This is a genomic window from Planococcus salinarum, assembly GCF_007004625.1.
Lineage (GTDB): Bacteria > Bacillota > Bacilli > Bacillales_A > Planococcaceae > Planococcus > Planococcus salinarum.
Window position 1 is genome coordinate 47,353 of the sequence record NZ_VIFV01000003.1, and the last position, 14,353, is coordinate 61,705.

Sequence of the window (14,353 nt, forward strand, 5' to 3'; positions counted from 1 at the left end):
AAATCCGGAAAGCGTGGGGATACCACGTTTCCGGATTTTTTTAACGAATTGCCAGTTGCTCTTTAATGACGCGCAGCAATTTCAACGTATCATCTTCAGGCCCCTGGACGGGCAATCCCGCTTCAACATTCATATGGATGTATTCGATGTTTTCCTGTGTGATAATCTCGCCGGGAATGAATATCGGGATGCCAGGAGGATACACCATGATGAATTCGGCGGAAATCCGTCCCACAGCTTCGTCGATTTTGACCACTTCCGTGCTGGCGTAAAACGCATCACGGGGCGTCATGGCCAGACGCGGAATGTCCGGCAACAGGACGATGGGCTCCACAACTGCGGCCTCATTGTCATAAGCTTCGCTCATTCGCTGAAGTGCATTCACCAGCAGATTCAATTCTTTGCGTGAATCTCCGATGGTAACAAGACAAAGAATGTTGTAAAGATCCGAAAGCTCAATCTCGATATTGGCATTTTCGCGCAGCCATTCTTCAGCCTGGTGTCCGGTGATGCCAAGATTTTTAACGCTGATCAGCAACTTGGTCGGATCCAGATCAAATGTTGCGGATGTTTTCAGCAACTCTCTGCCGACACAATGCAGATGGGGGATTTTATTGATCCGCTTGCGTGCATCATTTGCCAGCCGGATTGTCCGGTCGATCAGATCGGCTCCATTGATTGCCAATTGCCTTCTGGCTGTATCCAAAGAAGCCAGAATAGGATAAGAGGTGGAAGTCGTCGTCAACATGGATAAAGTCGATTGCACGCGCTTTGCCGACACCAACCCTTCACGGACATTCAGCACTGAGCTTTGGGTCATGGACCCGCCGAGCTTGTGAACGGAGGTAGCCGCCATATCGGCCCCGGCCGCCATTGCGGACACCGGCAGGCTTTTATGGAAATGAATATGGACACCATGCGCTTCATCCACAAGAACCGGAATCTGGCGTTCATGGGCAATTTCAACAATGCGCTTAAGGTCTGCAGCAACCCCGAAATAGGTTGGGTTGATAACAAGCACTGCTTTGGCATCCGGGTATTCGATCAAAGCCTTTTCTACGGCTTCCGCTGATATTCCGTGTGATATCCCGAGTTCCGGATCGACCTCCGGGTGGATGAAAATAGGAACCGCTCCTGCAAAGACGATGGCTGACATGATCGACTTATGGACGTTTCGGGGAACCAGAATTTTATCGTTAGGCCCGACGACACTGAGGATCATCGTCATGATTGCGCCGCTCGTACCTTGAACGGAGAAGAATGTATGGTCAGCACCGAATGCCTCCGCAGCCAATTCCTGCGCTTTTTTTATCGCACCTTTAGGCGAGTGCAGGTCATCCAGTGGTGCAATATTGATCAAATCTATGGAAAGTATGTTATCGCCGACAAATTCCCGGAATGCGGGATCGACGCCATGACCTTTTTTATGGCCGGGAATATGGAATTGTATTGGGTGCCGATTACGGTGCTTCAGTAAAGCATCGAATAATGGAGTTTCTAATTGTGACAATTGATTACCACCTCACTTTTAAAAATGAAAACAAAAAGAATTATAGCATGTTGATGCAAGCTATTCTATAAAAATAAAAGGATTATGCATATCTTCATCGAATACAGGATATGCAGATAGAAAGGAGTGGCAATATGCAATTTTCCACACGCATTACTGAATTACTGGGTATCGAGTTGCCGATCATACAAGGGGGGCTGGCATATCTTGCGTATGCCGAATTAGCGGCAGCTGTTTCAAACGCCGGCGGCCTGGGACAGATTACGGCCATGAGCCTTGCTTCACCCGAACAATTGAGAGAGGAAATCCGTAAAGTGAGAAGTCTGACCGACAAACCATTCGGGGTCAATTTCGCGATTGGGGAACATGGCAGGCAATTTTCCCATATGCTCGAAGTCGCGATTGAGGAAGAGGTGCCGGTTGTCTCCATGACCGGAGGCAACCCAACGCCTATCTTTAAACAGCTGGAAGGAACGGCCATCCGGAAGCTGGTGCTCGTGGCGGCCCGCAAACAGGCATTGAAAGCGGAAATGCTGGGTGCAGATGCCGTTATGGTAGTGGGCCACGAAGGCGGGGGCCATCTCGGGCGGGACGATATCGGGACGATGGTGCTGATTCCGCAGGTGGTGGATGCAGTGAAAATTCCGGTTATAGCGTCAGGCGGGATAGGCGATGGCCGTGGTTTGATGGCGGCATTGGCGCTCGGAGCCGAAGGAATTGAAATGGGCACCCGCTTTATTGCGACGAAAGAATGCGTTCACGCATCAGAAGCTTACAAAACCGCTTTGGTCAACAGCTCCGAAAATGATACAGTCATTATTAAAAGAAGCATCGGGGCGCCTGCAAGGACCCTCAAAAACAGCTGGACCGATAAGATCCTGGAAATTGAACACGAAACTCCGACATATGAATCGCTGAAGGATTATATAAGCGGTGAAGCCAATAAACGTTTCATCTATGCCGGCCGCAATGACCAGGGGTTCGGATGGGCCGGACAAGTCACAGGCATGATTCGTGACGTTCCTTCTGTGAAGGAGTTGTTCGACAGAATGGTGGAAGAAGCTGATGGGATCCGCCGCAGATGGGGTTCTTTTGAATAGAAGGAGGAATTAGAATGGACTATTCATATCCATTTTCGCTTGATTGGAGCACAGAGGAAATTATCGACGTGGTAACTTTTTTCGAAGGCATTGAAATGGCCTATGAAACGGGAATCAGACGCGAGGAAATGATGACAAGGTACGAGAATTTCAAAAACGTCGTACCGGCAATGTCTGAAGAGAAAACATACTTCAGGGAGTTTGAAGCAGAAAGCGGCTACGCCAGTTTTCCGGTTATCAGGGAAATGAAAGCAGCCGGTGCCAATTCAGTGATCAAAATAAACAAATAGAACGCTGAAACCCGCAACGGAGTTTTCCGCTGCGGGTTTATTTGGTCATACAGTATTAGTCGAATCACTTATTCAGCATTTCGTTGTAAACGGGCAGCAATTCGTCAAACGTCTTTTCGACCAGTTCGTCGAATTGGCTTTTGCTCAAATTGTCGGCTTCGTCACGCTGCAGATGGCGGCCGATGACGAATTCGCCTTTTTTTACGTCGCGCAGGCGCTGCAGAAGCTGCTCGACGCCTTTTTCACCCAGATCCTTCAAAGTGGAAGCTTCCGGTTTCATATGGTCTCCAGATACGACCATGTCGCGGGGGAGTTTACTGATGGTTTCGGAATGCAACAGACGCTCCGCCATCGCGGATTTCCCGCTAGCTTCATAGATGACGGCCAAAATGATGAACACGTGGCTCTCCCACAGGCCGATCTGGAAATGGGGTACAGCTTTGTACCCACGCTTGTGTGGCGCAAAAGCTACCCAACTGTCATTGGGCGGGTTAACAGTGCGGCGCATATGCTTGGCCACATGGGGATGGTATTCTTCCCCTGTTTTACCGGAAAAATAAGCTGAATACTGTGTACCGAGTTCCTCGAATTTTGGACGCACCTTTTCGATAAGCGCTGACATTCTGGCTTCGAGGCCGGGTGTTTCAAACACCTTGAAATGTTTTTCGTTCCAATAAGACATGAATTCTGTTTCCTCCTTCAACTGGCTCATAAAATTACTTTACAGGACTTTGCCAAAAAATTATAGAAAGACGTTTCTGTTTACAGGCAATCGGGTAAAGTTTGGTAACAACATTAATTTTTCGGAATTATTGGAATCTAAAAGGGAAGGGGTGCTAAAAATGAAGCAGATGATCCAAATAATCCGCAAAGCAGATGTCGAAAAAGAATACATCCACGTATTGAAGCTGGAACTAGATTACGAGCTTGCTTCCCTATTTGAAGCCATGCAGCAAGAAAATGTCCGGGAAATTAAGAAAAGCAAAAAACGGCTTCAGGAAATACACGTGGAACTGGAGGCTCTTCATGCGCTTTAATCCATTTCATTCATAAGGCCACCTGCTGAAGTATGACAGCAGGTGGCTTTTGACGTTATACTGTTGTAAACAGAGGAGGAAGCTTTTTATGGATTTGCACGAAATGGACAGATATATCAAATCAATCATCAAGGAAGCAGGGCATAGAATTCGCAACTCTTTCCTATCGGATATTTCAATAGAATCAAAATCGAATGTCAATGATCTCGTAACGAACATCGATAAAGAAATAGAACAATTTTTCATTTCCCGCATCAACCGTGATTTCCCCGAACACCGTATTTTCGGTGAGGAAGGATTCGGAGATGAAATCCGGGATCAAAAAGGTGTAATCTGGCTGCTCGATCCGATTGATGGAACAATGAATTTCGTTCACCAGAAACGCAACTTTGCAATATCACTCGGAATTTACGATGAAGGAATCGGCAAGCTCGGATACATATATGATGTGGTTAATGATGATCTGTACCACGGTGTGCTTGGCGGAGGCGCTTATTATAATGATGAAAAGCTGTGCCGGCTGTCCGACACGGTTATAGAGGAATCGATCATTGCAATGAACGCCACATGGGCTGTGCCGAACCGGTACTTTGACCATAATGGTACGTTGCAGTTGATCCAGGATGTCCGCGGCATCAGGTCCTATGGATCGGCAGCCCTTGAACTGGCATATCTCGCAAGTGGTCGCATAGACGCGTATATTTCGATGAGGCTCTCTCCCTGGGATATCGCAGGGGGGATGGTCATAGCCAGGGAAGTTGGTGCGGTAGCCACCAACATCAGAGGGGAGCCGGCAAATCTTATGAAGCAGGATACATTCATTGCGGCAAATCCTTCTATCCATTCCCGGATACTAGAAAAATACATTCAACAAAAATAAAAAAAGGATGCGAAGCCGCATCCTTTTTTTTGTTGAAAATTATGAAACTGTATCACTTGAACAAAAGAGCCATACTTTACAGAACGCTTCGACGCAAAGGCTCAACCCCGCAGGCGTCGGCAAATGTCTTCGGAATTATTATTACGGAAGGGCGCACTATAAAATTAGTTGACCTTCTATAGTGACAAAATAAAGCTCCTGCATTTGCCGTGACAATCCCGAAGAAGTCATTACAATGATCCGGCTTCAATCATCGCCTGTTTTTTCTTGAAGCCGAACATCATGATGACACCAAGCAAAACGATTGCCAGGAAGACCATTGGAATGCTGCGGAATGCAACTGCAAGACCGATGCCAGCCATGGCCAACAAGGCGGCTAACGAGTAGAGAACGAAAATCCATTTTACATTTTTCATCTATTTTCCTCCTGAAACTAGGTGCTGAAATAAAATCTTAGGGTTTTCTCCCTGTATGTGATATACTAGCACAGTTATAGGCATGAAAAAAGAATATTGGAGTGAAAATATGACTAACTTACGAAACGATCTAAGAAACATTGCTATTATTGCCCACGTTGACCATGGTAAAACGACGCTTGTGGATCAGCTGTTGCAACAATCAGGAATTTTCCGTTCAAATGAACATATGGATGAACGAGCTATGGACTCAAACGATATCGAGAGAGAACGTGGAATCACAATTCTTGCAAAGAATACTGCGATTCAATATAAAGATGCCAAAATCAACATTTTGGATACACCTGGACACGCCGATTTCGGTGGAGAAGTGGAACGTATCATGAAAATGGTTGATGGTGTCCTTTTGGTAGTGGACGCGTATGAGGGCTGTATGCCACAAACACGCTTTGTATTGAAAAAAGCTCTTGAGCAAAACTTGAAGCCAATTGTAGTAGTAAACAAAATTGACCGTGACTTCGCGCGTCCGGAAGAAGTGGTTGATGAAGTAATCGAATTGTTCATCGAACTTGAAGCGAACGACGACCAATTGGAATTCCCGGTTATTTTCGCATCAGCTATGAATGGTACCGCAAGCCTTTCACCTGATCCTGCTGATCAGGAAGAGACTATGCAGGTTCTTTATGATTCAATTCTTGAAAATGTACCTGCGCCAATTGATAACAGAGACGAGCCGCTTCAATTCCAGGTAGCACTTCTTGATTACAACGACTACGTTGGACGTATCGGGATTGGCCGCGTATTCCGTGGCACAATCGAAGTCGGACAATCTGTCGCACTGATGAAGCTTGATGGATCAGTTAAGAATTTCCGTGTAACGAAAATCCATGGTTTCATGGGTCTTAAACGGATTGAGATCCAAAAAGCAGAAGCTGGCGATCTGATTGCTGTATCTGGTATGGAAGATATCAACGTCGGAGAAACTGTATGTCCTCAGGACCATCAGGAAGCATTGCCGATTCTTCGCATTGATGAACCGACTCTTCAGATGACATTCCTTGTCAACAACAGCCCGTTTGCGGGTAAAGAAGGGAAATTCATCACGTCAAGAAAAATTCAGGAACGTCTGGATGCGCAATTGGAAACGGATGTTTCACTTCGTGTGGATCCAACAGATTCACCTGATGCATGGGTTGTTTCAGGACGCGGCGAATTGCATTTGTCGATCCTGATCGAGAACATGCGCCGTGAAGGATTTGAAATTCAAGTATCTAAACCGGAAGTTATTGTACGTATGGTTGACGGAGTTCGCTGCGAACCTGTTGAGCGTGTGCAAGTGGATGTGCCTGAAGAATATACTGGCGCAATCATCGAATCTTTGGGTGAACGCAAAGGCGAAATGCTTGATATGATCAATAACGGAAGCGGACAGGTCCGTTTGGTATTTAACGTACCGGCTCGCGGCTTGATCGGCTATACAACTGAATTTTTGACACAGACTCGTGGCTACGGAATTATCAATCACACATTCGACAGCTACCAGCCGGTCGCTTCCGGGCGCGTTGGCGGACGTCGCCAGGGTGTATTGGTATCCATGGAGCGCGGTAAAGTTTCAACTTACGGCCTGATGGGCATCGAAGACCGCGGAACGGCATTTGTTGAAGTCGGCGCTGAAATCTACGAAGGCATGATTGTCGGTGAACATAACCGCGACAGCGACTTGACAGTAAACATCGTTAAGATCAAAGCTGCGACAAACATCCGTTCTGCCAACAAAGACCAAACGACTACAATGAAAAAAGCACGTCTGATGAGCCTTGAAGAAGCGCTTGAATACTTGAACGACGATGAGTATTGCGAAATCACACCGCAGACAATCCGTCTGCGCAAGAAGATTCTTGATAAAAACGAACGTGAGCGTATGGCGAAAAAGAAAAAAGTTGCCATCGAAGAATAAAAGAATGGAAGGATGTATAAGCCGTGGACGATCAATCGTTTGTCTATGACAATATGTATCCGGTAGCCAGGGTTCTATATCAGAATTTGCCGAGCTTTGAAATTGCCGGCTTTGCCTTATTCGGTGTAATCCTTCTTTTATCGGCCCTTGTTTACAAACTGGGGTTTGCTAAAAAGCTGCCGCTCGGAAAAAATATTGTAATCGGCCTGTTTTTGGCAGTCGGTGGATTGGGGCTGACTTTTCTGGCCTTCTTCCTGCCGGTTGTCGAAGGGCTGGTCATTGCCGCGCTTATCCTGATTCTCTATAAAATCCGCTTATGGCGCGAAAAACGCGAAAACGCTGCATCTCATTGAGGTGCAGCGTTTTTTGCCTTTCGAAAGACTTCGGCAACATTGATTTTTCCGAAGCTATCGCTTGCTGTGAAATGATAGGCCCTTAATTTTTAAACAAGAAAAAATGCAGTGCCCTATTGAGGCACTGCGTTTTTGCGTTCAAATATTTTATAGAGGATTGGCAGCAGCAATGAATATGCCAGGTTGCCGAATACCCAATAGGTGATGGCCTCCCAGTCGGTCAGCCCGGGAACCTGTTCCGTGACTGCCATAGATGACAATATGAAATAGAGAAAATAAGTGGGTGAACAAAGAATCAGGCTGAGAACGGTCAACTGCCCGAAAGTGTAGGGACGGCGTTTGGCAAGGTAGACGTAGACGACGCCAATGACGACAGAGACCGCTGTATGGAATAAGAATTCTGTCATTTCCGACCAGTCAATATCTCCAATGACCGGGATAAAGTCGACGTTCAACAGCAGCAGATAGACATTCACGCCCGTCACAGATTGAATCCATTTAAATAATAAGCCCAAAATCAGGCCACTCCAAAATCCAATCCACACACCCTTCAGAAACTTCATCAAAAGTCTTCCTCAATCTTGCGTGAACTGCGGTAGAAATGGAATTTACCGGTAGCCAGCCGTTCTTTCGTACGTTTCTCGATCCGCTGGTGGCAGGTCTTGCACATATGTGTGTGGATCGGCCGGTTTCTGAGCCGTTTTGCTGCAAGAGTATCATCCACTAATTCTTCGATAGTGTCGCAAATAACACATTTAACACGCATGGTGCTTCACTCCTATTCTACCCGAATGCCTGTTACATTGGTTATCGGATTTTCAAGATTGCTTCCGTCAGCCAGAAGCACGTGCACAGGGCCATCTTCACGGAGCGGTTTGCCTTCATGGCTGAACTTAAGCACCAATTCCTTGGATGCCTCGAGTGGGAAACCGTGCTCTCCGTCTGCTGTTTCAAAAATGACGGTTTGTGCAGTTTCAAACGGTTCTGCGTTTTCGATGAAAGGTTTGAACAGAATACCGAAGGTGCCGGTAAGCATCTCCTGCTTTTCCTGTTTCTTGTATTTCTTTTCGGAATTCAAAGTCGGAGGCACTGTTGCGCCTTCCATAATTTCGCGCGACCAATGTTCACCCATGCCGCGTTTATATTCTTCCAGTTCGTCCCGGTCAATGTGTTTATCAGTGAAATATTTCGCAAGATCCAGTTTTCGGTCATCGAAAATCCAGACTGTCGGATCCAGAGTGATTTTAAATTTGACGTTGCCTTTGAATTGAATGATGTATTCCATTAGTAAAACCCTCCATCTTGATTATCGCTCTTCTTTCAGTATACCTGTCTTTGTCAAGTTCCTAAAGTGTTTGCTTCCGCGGAAAGAGGAGGCTTGCAATTTCATTCTTTAAAAGATACACTTTAAACAGGTTGAAGAGTAGAAATATCAGTAAATGGGGGCGTCCTCATGGAACATACAGAAGAACAAACGTATCAGCATAAAGCCTTGGATCTCCTTAAAGCTGATGCACATAAAATAGAACAATTGATAAAGGTGCAAATGGACAATCTGACTTTGCCATCCTGCCCATTATATGAAGAGGTCCTCGATACACAAATGTTCGGACTGTCACGTGAAATCGATTTTGCTGTCAAACTCGGGCTTATCGAAAAGCAGGACGGTAAAAACTTAATGGATACGCTGGAGAAGAAATTATCGATGCTCCATGAAGCGTACACGAATAAATAAGGCAAACTCAAACGAACCTGTTTGAGTTTTTTTACTAATACATATTAAAAGAGGTATACAAACAATGAAACAGTACTTAAAAAGATATGCCGCAAATTTTGACTACCCCTTATTATTTACGTATATCGCTTTAGCTTTATTTGGCCTCGTCATGATTTACAGTTCGAGCATAGCCTGGTCGGTCAATTATTATGGGTATGAGCACGACCACTTCTTTTCAAAGCAGAGATTGAACTTGCTGCTGGCTCTGCCGGTTTTTGTTGCTGCGGCCATTTTTCCCTACAAGCACTTTAAAAGAAAAATAATGCTGAAGCTTATTCTGGCAGTTATTTTTACCGGTCTGATTTTGGTGCATATCATCGGCTACGCAGCAGGCGGAGCTCAAAGCTGGATTAACCTGGGGTTCGCCAGCATCCAGCCTTCAGAAGTTGCCAAAGTGGGGATCATTTTGTACTTGGCTGGTGCCTTCACCAATAAATACAACAACGGTACAATAAATAAATTGAATGAATCGGTCATTTTTCCCGTTGCAATCTTAACATTAGTGCTGGGCCTGGTATTTTTGGAACCGGATCTTGGATCAATGGCAATCATTGGCGCGGTTGGATTAAGTGTGATTGCCGCAAGCGGCATCCGATTCAAGTCATACATGAAGCTTGCTGGAATTATTATTGCTGCCACAGGCCTGGCTGTTTCCGTTGTATTTTTGTTTGCGCAGGAATCAATCTTTACCGAAAAACGACTGGGCCGGTTGGATGCATTCTTTAATCCTTTTACTGACGAACTCGGTTTCGGCATGCAGATAGTCAATGGTTATCTGGCAATCGGCTCCGGCGGACTCAGCGGATTGGGGCTTGGCCAGTCGGTGCAGAAACTGGGCTACCTGCCGGAACCGCACACCGATTTCATCATGTCAGTAATTGCGGAAGAGCTTGGTGTTTTTGGCGTATTGTTCGTAATAGGCGGTTTGGCATTCATTGTTCTTCGCGGCCTGAACATCGCGATGACTACGACAGACCCGCTGGCACGTATGCTGTCTGCCGGCATAGCGAGTATGATTGGGATCCAATCTTTTGTTAACCTGGGAGGGTTGACAGGGCTAATCCCGCTGACCGGTGTCACTTTGCCGTTTATAAGTTATGGCGGAACTTCCGTAATTTTGTTATCGTTAGCTATGGGAGTATTAATGAATGTCTCCATGTTCCACAAATATGAAAAAACAAAAAAATAAAGGGTGTGCTGCATTGTGAAAAAAGTTAGCAAAATTTTAGTGGCAAACCGCGGAGAAATCGCTATCAGGGTTTTTCGCGCCTGTACAGAACTGAAAATTCCGACAGTTGCAATCTATTCACAAGAAGACAGTGGTTCTTATCATCGCTATAAAGCGGATGAATCATATTTAGTAGGAAAAGGGAAAAAGCCGATTGATGCTTACCTTGATATTGAAGATATCATTCGGATTGCAAAAGATACAGAAGCGGACGCCATTCATCCGGGTTACGGATTTTTATCGGAGAATGTCCATTTCGCACGCCGGTGTGAGGAAGAAGGAATTGTGTTTATCGGACCGACTTCGGCACATCTGGATATGTTCGGCGATAAAGTGAAAGCGCGTTCACAGGCGGTTGCTGCCGGAATCCCGGTTATTCCAGGTACCGACGGCCCCGTTGCATCACTGGAAGAAGTGGAAGAATTCAGCAGAACAGCCGGTTTTCCTCTGATGATCAAGGCGTCTTTGGGTGGCGGAGGACGCGGCATGCGCATCGTCCGCAATCAGGGAGAGCTTGCCTCAGCTTATGAAAGGGCAAAATCCGAAGCCAAGGCTGCTTTTGGCTCAGACGAAATGTACGTCGAAAAATTCGTGGAAAAGCCGAAACATATAGAAGTCCAGATTCTTGGGGACACTGCAGGAAACATCGTCCATTTATATGAACGCGACTGTTCAATTCAGCGCCGTCATCAAAAAGTGGTGGAAATTGCCCCGTCAAATTCAATCAGCAATGAATTGCGCAACGAAATTTGTGATGCGGCAGTTAAACTCATGAAGAATATAGATTACATAAATGCCGGAACCGTGGAATTTCTTGTCTCAAACGACGAATTCTTCTTTATAGAAGTAAATCCACGTATTCAAGTTGAGCACACGATTACGGAAATGATTACAGGAATCGACATTGTGCACTCACAGATTCATATCGCGCGCGGCAATGAGCTTCACGGAGATGTTATCGGCATACCTTCGCAGGATAAGATTCCGTTATTCGGTTATGCAATCCAGTCCCGTGTAACGACTGAAGATCCGGTCAATGATTTCATGCCGGATGCCGGCAGGCTGATGGTTTACCGCTCGGGTGGAGGTTTTGGTGTTCGACTTGATACGGGCAATGCATACCAGGGCGCAGTCATTTCGCCATATTACGATTCTTTGTTGGTAAAACTATCAACCTGGGCTTTGACTTTTAAAGAAGCTGCAGGCAAGATGGACCGGAATTTGCAGGAATTCCGAATCAGAGGAATAAAGACTAACATTCCTTTTTTGGAAAATGTTGTAAAACACCCAAGTTTCATTAAAGGGGAATTTGACACAAGCTTCATCGATTCAACACCGGAACTTTTCCTCTTCCCGGTGCGCCAGGATCGTGGAACAAAGCTTTTGAGTTATATCGGTAATGTGACGGTAAACGGATTCCCTGGAATTGAAAAAAGCAAGAAACCGATTCATGCGGCACCTAGAAAACCTGAAATCGACTTGACTGCCACGTTGCCTCCGGGCACAAAACAAATCTTCGATGAAAGAGGCGCAGATGGTCTTGCAGCATGGATCCATGAGCAGGAAGATGTCTTGTTGACGGATACGACATTCCGTGATGCACACCAATCCTTATTGGCAACACGGCTCCGTTCGTTTGATATGTTTGCTGTCGCGAAAGAAACTGCCCATTTGCAGAACGATCTTTTCTCAATGGAGATGTGGGGAGGCGCGACCTTTGATGTCTCTTACCGTTTCCTGAAAGAAGATCCTTGGCAGCGTTTGATAAAATTACGGGAGCGGATGCCGAACATCCTGTTCCAGATGCTTTTCCGGGGAGCAAACGCAGTTGGTTACAAAAACTACCCCGATAATGTCATCCGTGATTTTGTAAGGAAATCAGGAGAAGCGGGAATCGATGTTTTCCGCATCTTTGACAGTCTCAACTGGATCAAAGGGATGGAAGTCGCAATCGATGAAGTAAGGCAAAGCGGGAAAATTGCGGAAGCGGCAATCTGCTACACCGGTGACATTCTTGATCCGAGCCGGGATAAATACACGGTTCAATATTATAAAGACATGGCGAAGGAATTGGAGGCGTCAGGCGCCCATATTCTTGCCATCAAAGATATGGCCGGCCTGTTGAAACCGGAAGCGGCTTACCGTCTGGTTTCGGAACTGAAGGATACGGTATCGTTGCCGATTCACCTTCATACACATGATACGAGTGGCAACGGGATTTATATGTACTCCAAAGCCATTCAGGCCGGGGTTGATATAGTTGATACGGCCCTGGGGACGATGGCGGGACTTACCTCGCAGCCAAGTTCAAACTCCCTCTATTATGCGATGAACGGCAGCGGGCGCGAAGTCCGGATGGATATTCAGGCTTCTGAAAAGCTGTCCCATTATTGGGAAGATGTCCGCAAGTACTACGGCGATTTTGAAAGCGGCATGAACAGCCCGCATTCCGAAATCTATGTGCACGAAATGCCTGGCGGCCAATACAGCAATTTGCAGCAGCAGGCCAAAGCGGTCGGACTGGGAATGCGCTGGGAAGAAGTAAAAGAAATGTATTCACGTGTCAATATGCTTTTCGGCGATGTTGTAAAAGTGACGCCTTCATCAAAAGTGGTGGGGGATATGGCTCTGTTCATGGTGCAGAATGATCTGGACGAAAAAACGGTCATCACGCGCGGGGAAACGATAGACTTCCCGGAATCTGTCATAGAATTCTTTGAAGGCTATATCGGTCAGCCTCATGGCGGTTTCCCGAAAGAACTGCAGAAAGTGGTATTAAAAGAGCGCAAACCGATTACGGTGCGTCCCGGTGAATTGCTGGAACCGGTCGACTTTGAAGAAATCAGCAAAGTGCTATACGGAAAACTCGACCGGCCGGTAACAAGCCACGAAGTTCTCGCTTATGCGCTGTATCCAAAGGTGTTTGATGAGTATACGCTGACGAATAAAACATTCGGCGATGTTTCGGTTCTGGATACCTTGACTTTCCTTTACGGATTAAGACTGGGTGAAGAAATTGAAGTGGAAATCCAAAAAGGGAAAACATTAATCATCAAATTGGTTTCCATTGGAGAACCGCAAAAAGACGGAACACGCTCCATTTACTTTGAATTGAACGGCCAACCCCGCGAAGTCAGTATACTGGATAAGACAGTTGAAACCGACAGCGCGGTAAAACCCAAGGCAGACCCTACACAGGAAAGCCACATTGCGGCCACGATGCCGGGAACGGTTTTGAAAGTCGTTGCTGAAAAAGGGGCGAAAGTGAAACGTGGAGACCACCTTCTGGTCACCGAAGCCATGAAGATGGAAACAACGGTACAGGCTCCTTTTGATGGTACGATCACGGAGATCCATGTCAATGCAGCAGATGGCATTTCAACGGGAGACTTGTTGATTGAAATGGAAAAAATTTAAAAAAAGACAGCGGCGCATTTTAAGCGCCGCTGTCTTTTTTATTTTTGGCTATGTTAAAGTTTGGTGTTGTTTTTCACTATGATAAAAGGACCTCACATATTTATGAAAAAGTCCTTTTCATTGTCTTTATGGTTTTACTGTTTAATCAAACGTGAATAAGGTTGATTTTAATTTCAATTGAATGATAAGTTCACTCTCCTGAAGTGCTTAGACTCAAATAATTTGTTAATGATATTACATCTACTTCTATTCCATCTTTTTCATAAACAGTTAAAGCACCTTCTTGTTCTTTTTTCTCCCAACCCCAAAGGAAAATGATTGCCTTATACCTTAAAGGAAGTCCATTTTCCTCTGAAGCAGGACCCCAATCGTAAGACTCTAAAGTGCT

The 14,353-nt window shown here is 45.8% G+C and carries 15 protein-coding genes; 9 read left to right on the forward strand and 6 right to left on the reverse strand.

Annotation, left to right across the window (positions count from 1 at the left end):
* Nucleotides 1-40: 40 nt before the first annotated feature.
* Nucleotides 41-1,510, reverse strand: coding sequence for an aminotransferase class I/II-fold pyridoxal phosphate-dependent enzyme (locus DIJ65_RS03955; protein WP_071151786.1), 1,470 nt, complete (start codon nt 1,508-1,510; stop codon nt 41-43).
* A gap of 134 nt (nt 1,511-1,644) precedes the next feature.
* On the opposite strand from DIJ65_RS03955, the gene DIJ65_RS03960 reads away from it, so the two are divergent.
* Nucleotides 1,645-2,610: an NAD(P)H-dependent flavin oxidoreductase gene (locus DIJ65_RS03960; RefSeq protein WP_117301512.1), complete on the forward strand. Its 966-nt coding sequence runs from the start codon at nt 1,645-1,647 to the stop codon at nt 2,608-2,610.
* A gap of 14 nt (nt 2,611-2,624) precedes the next feature.
* Nucleotides 2,625-2,900 carry a UPF0223 family protein gene (locus DIJ65_RS03965; RefSeq protein ID WP_117301511.1) on the forward strand — a complete coding sequence of 92 codons (276 nt, stop codon included), beginning with the start codon at nt 2,625-2,627 and terminating at the stop codon, nt 2,898-2,900.
* 64 nt (nt 2,901-2,964) lie between these two features.
* On the opposite strand, the gene DIJ65_RS03970 is transcribed toward DIJ65_RS03965, so the two are convergent.
* A complete protein-coding gene (locus DIJ65_RS03970; protein ID WP_117301509.1) occupies nt 2,965-3,582 on the reverse strand; it encodes a YktB family protein in 618 nt (205 codons plus the stop codon).
* A gap of 160 nt (nt 3,583-3,742) precedes the next feature.
* Between DIJ65_RS03970 and DIJ65_RS03975 the strand changes: the two genes are divergently transcribed.
* The gene (locus DIJ65_RS03975) at nt 3,743-3,937 is read left to right on the forward strand and encodes a hypothetical protein (RefSeq protein ID WP_117301508.1); all 195 of its coding nucleotides are present in this window, start codon (nt 3,743-3,745) and stop codon (nt 3,935-3,937) included.
* Nucleotides 3,938-4,025: 88 nt separating this feature from the next.
* Nucleotides 4,026-4,817 carry an inositol monophosphatase family protein gene (locus tag DIJ65_RS03980; protein ID WP_117301506.1) on the forward strand — a complete coding sequence of 264 codons (792 nt, stop codon included), beginning with the start codon at nt 4,026-4,028 and terminating at the stop codon, nt 4,815-4,817.
* 230 nt (nt 4,818-5,047) lie between these two features.
* Here the strand turns inward: DIJ65_RS03980 and DIJ65_RS03985 are convergent, their stop codons facing one another.
* Nucleotides 5,048-5,233 carry a YlaF family protein gene (locus DIJ65_RS03985; protein ID WP_117301504.1) on the reverse strand — a complete coding sequence of 62 codons (186 nt, stop codon included), beginning with the start codon at nt 5,231-5,233 and terminating at the stop codon, nt 5,048-5,050.
* 109 nt (nt 5,234-5,342) lie between these two features.
* On the opposite strand from DIJ65_RS03985, the gene typA reads away from it, so the two are divergent.
* Both typA and DIJ65_RS03995 read left to right on the forward strand, forming a co-directional pair.
* On the forward strand, nt 5,343-7,190 hold the full coding sequence (typA, locus tag DIJ65_RS03990; RefSeq protein WP_117301502.1) for a translational GTPase TypA: 1,848 nt from the start codon (nt 5,343-5,345) through the stop codon (nt 7,188-7,190).
* A 23-nt stretch (nt 7,191-7,213) separates the two neighbouring features.
* The gene (locus tag DIJ65_RS03995; RefSeq protein WP_117301500.1) at nt 7,214-7,543 is read left to right on the forward strand and encodes a YlaH-like family protein; all 330 of its coding nucleotides are present in this window, start codon (nt 7,214-7,216) and stop codon (nt 7,541-7,543) included.
* A 113-nt stretch (nt 7,544-7,656) separates the two neighbouring features.
* On the opposite strand, the gene DIJ65_RS04000 is transcribed toward DIJ65_RS03995, so the two are convergent.
* From DIJ65_RS04000 to DIJ65_RS04010, 3 genes are read right to left on the reverse strand one after another with little or no spacing between them, the layout of a single operon-like run.
* Nucleotides 7,657-8,106, reverse strand: coding sequence for a hypothetical protein (locus tag DIJ65_RS04000; protein ID WP_117301499.1), 450 nt, complete (start codon nt 8,104-8,106; stop codon nt 7,657-7,659).
* Nucleotides 8,106-8,309, reverse strand: coding sequence for a YlaI family protein (locus DIJ65_RS04005; protein ID WP_117301497.1), 204 nt, complete (start codon nt 8,307-8,309; stop codon nt 8,106-8,108). Before DIJ65_RS04005 ends, DIJ65_RS04000 begins: the two co-directional genes overlap by 1 nt.
* A 12-nt stretch (nt 8,310-8,321) precedes the next feature.
* Nucleotides 8,322-8,828 carry a peptidyl-prolyl cis-trans isomerase gene (locus tag DIJ65_RS04010; RefSeq protein ID WP_117301496.1) on the reverse strand — a complete coding sequence of 169 codons (507 nt, stop codon included), beginning with the start codon at nt 8,826-8,828 and terminating at the stop codon, nt 8,322-8,324.
* A 168-nt stretch (nt 8,829-8,996) separates the two neighbouring features.
* Here DIJ65_RS04010 and DIJ65_RS04015 point away from each other — a divergent pair, with 168 nt between their 5' ends.
* The 3 genes from DIJ65_RS04015 (at nt 8,997) to pyc (ending at nt 13,965) form a co-directional block, all read left to right on the forward strand.
* Nucleotides 8,997-9,278, forward strand: a complete 282-nt coding sequence (locus DIJ65_RS04015) for an Fpa/YlaN family protein (protein WP_117301494.1) — start codon at nt 8,997-8,999, stop codon at nt 9,276-9,278.
* 64 nt (nt 9,279-9,342) lie between these two features.
* Nucleotides 9,343-10,509: an FtsW/RodA/SpoVE family cell cycle protein gene (locus DIJ65_RS04020; RefSeq protein WP_117301492.1), complete on the forward strand. Its 1,167-nt coding sequence runs from the start codon at nt 9,343-9,345 to the stop codon at nt 10,507-10,509.
* Nucleotides 10,510-10,524: 15 nt separating this feature from the next.
* Nucleotides 10,525-13,965, forward strand: a complete 3,441-nt coding sequence (gene pyc, locus DIJ65_RS04025) for a pyruvate carboxylase (protein WP_117301491.1) — start codon at nt 10,525-10,527, stop codon at nt 13,963-13,965.
* Nucleotides 13,966-14,353 lie beyond the last annotated feature (388 nt).

Excerpts from the sequence above, each read along its gene's own strand:
- DIJ65_RS03980 (WP_117301506.1), top strand. The coding sequence starts at position 4,026 with ATGGATTTGCACGAAATGGACAGATATATCAAATCAATCATCAAGGAA.
- DIJ65_RS03960 (WP_117301512.1), top strand. The coding sequence starts at position 1,645 with ATGCAATTTTCCACACGCATTACTGAATTACTGGGTATCGAGTTGCCG.
- DIJ65_RS03975 (WP_117301508.1), top strand. The coding sequence starts at position 3,743 with ATGAAGCAGATGATCCAAATAATCCGCAAAGCAGATGTCGAAAAAGAA.
- DIJ65_RS03965 (WP_117301511.1), top strand. The coding sequence starts at position 2,625 with ATGGACTATTCATATCCATTTTCGCTTGATTGGAGCACAGAGGAAATT.
- DIJ65_RS04015 (WP_117301494.1), top strand. The coding sequence starts at position 8,997 with ATGGAACATACAGAAGAACAAACGTATCAGCATAAAGCCTTGGATCTC.
- DIJ65_RS03985 (WP_117301504.1), bottom strand. The coding sequence starts at position 5,233 with ATGAAAAATGTAAAATGGATTTTCGTTCTCTACTCGTTAGCCGCCTTG.
- DIJ65_RS04020 (WP_117301492.1), top strand. The coding sequence starts at position 9,343 with ATGAAACAGTACTTAAAAAGATATGCCGCAAATTTTGACTACCCCTTA.
- DIJ65_RS04010 (WP_117301496.1), bottom strand. The coding sequence starts at position 8,828 with ATGGAATACATCATTCAATTCAAAGGCAACGTCAAATTTAAAATCACT.
- typA (WP_117301502.1), top strand. The coding sequence starts at position 5,343 with ATGACTAACTTACGAAACGATCTAAGAAACATTGCTATTATTGCCCAC.
- DIJ65_RS03970 (WP_117301509.1), bottom strand. The coding sequence starts at position 3,582 with ATGTCTTATTGGAACGAAAAACATTTCAAGGTGTTTGAAACACCCGGC.
- DIJ65_RS04000 (WP_117301499.1), bottom strand. The coding sequence starts at position 8,106 with ATGAAGTTTCTGAAGGGTGTGTGGATTGGATTTTGGAGTGGCCTGATT.
- DIJ65_RS04005 (WP_117301497.1), bottom strand. The coding sequence starts at position 8,309 with ATGCGTGTTAAATGTGTTATTTGCGACACTATCGAAGAATTAGTGGAT.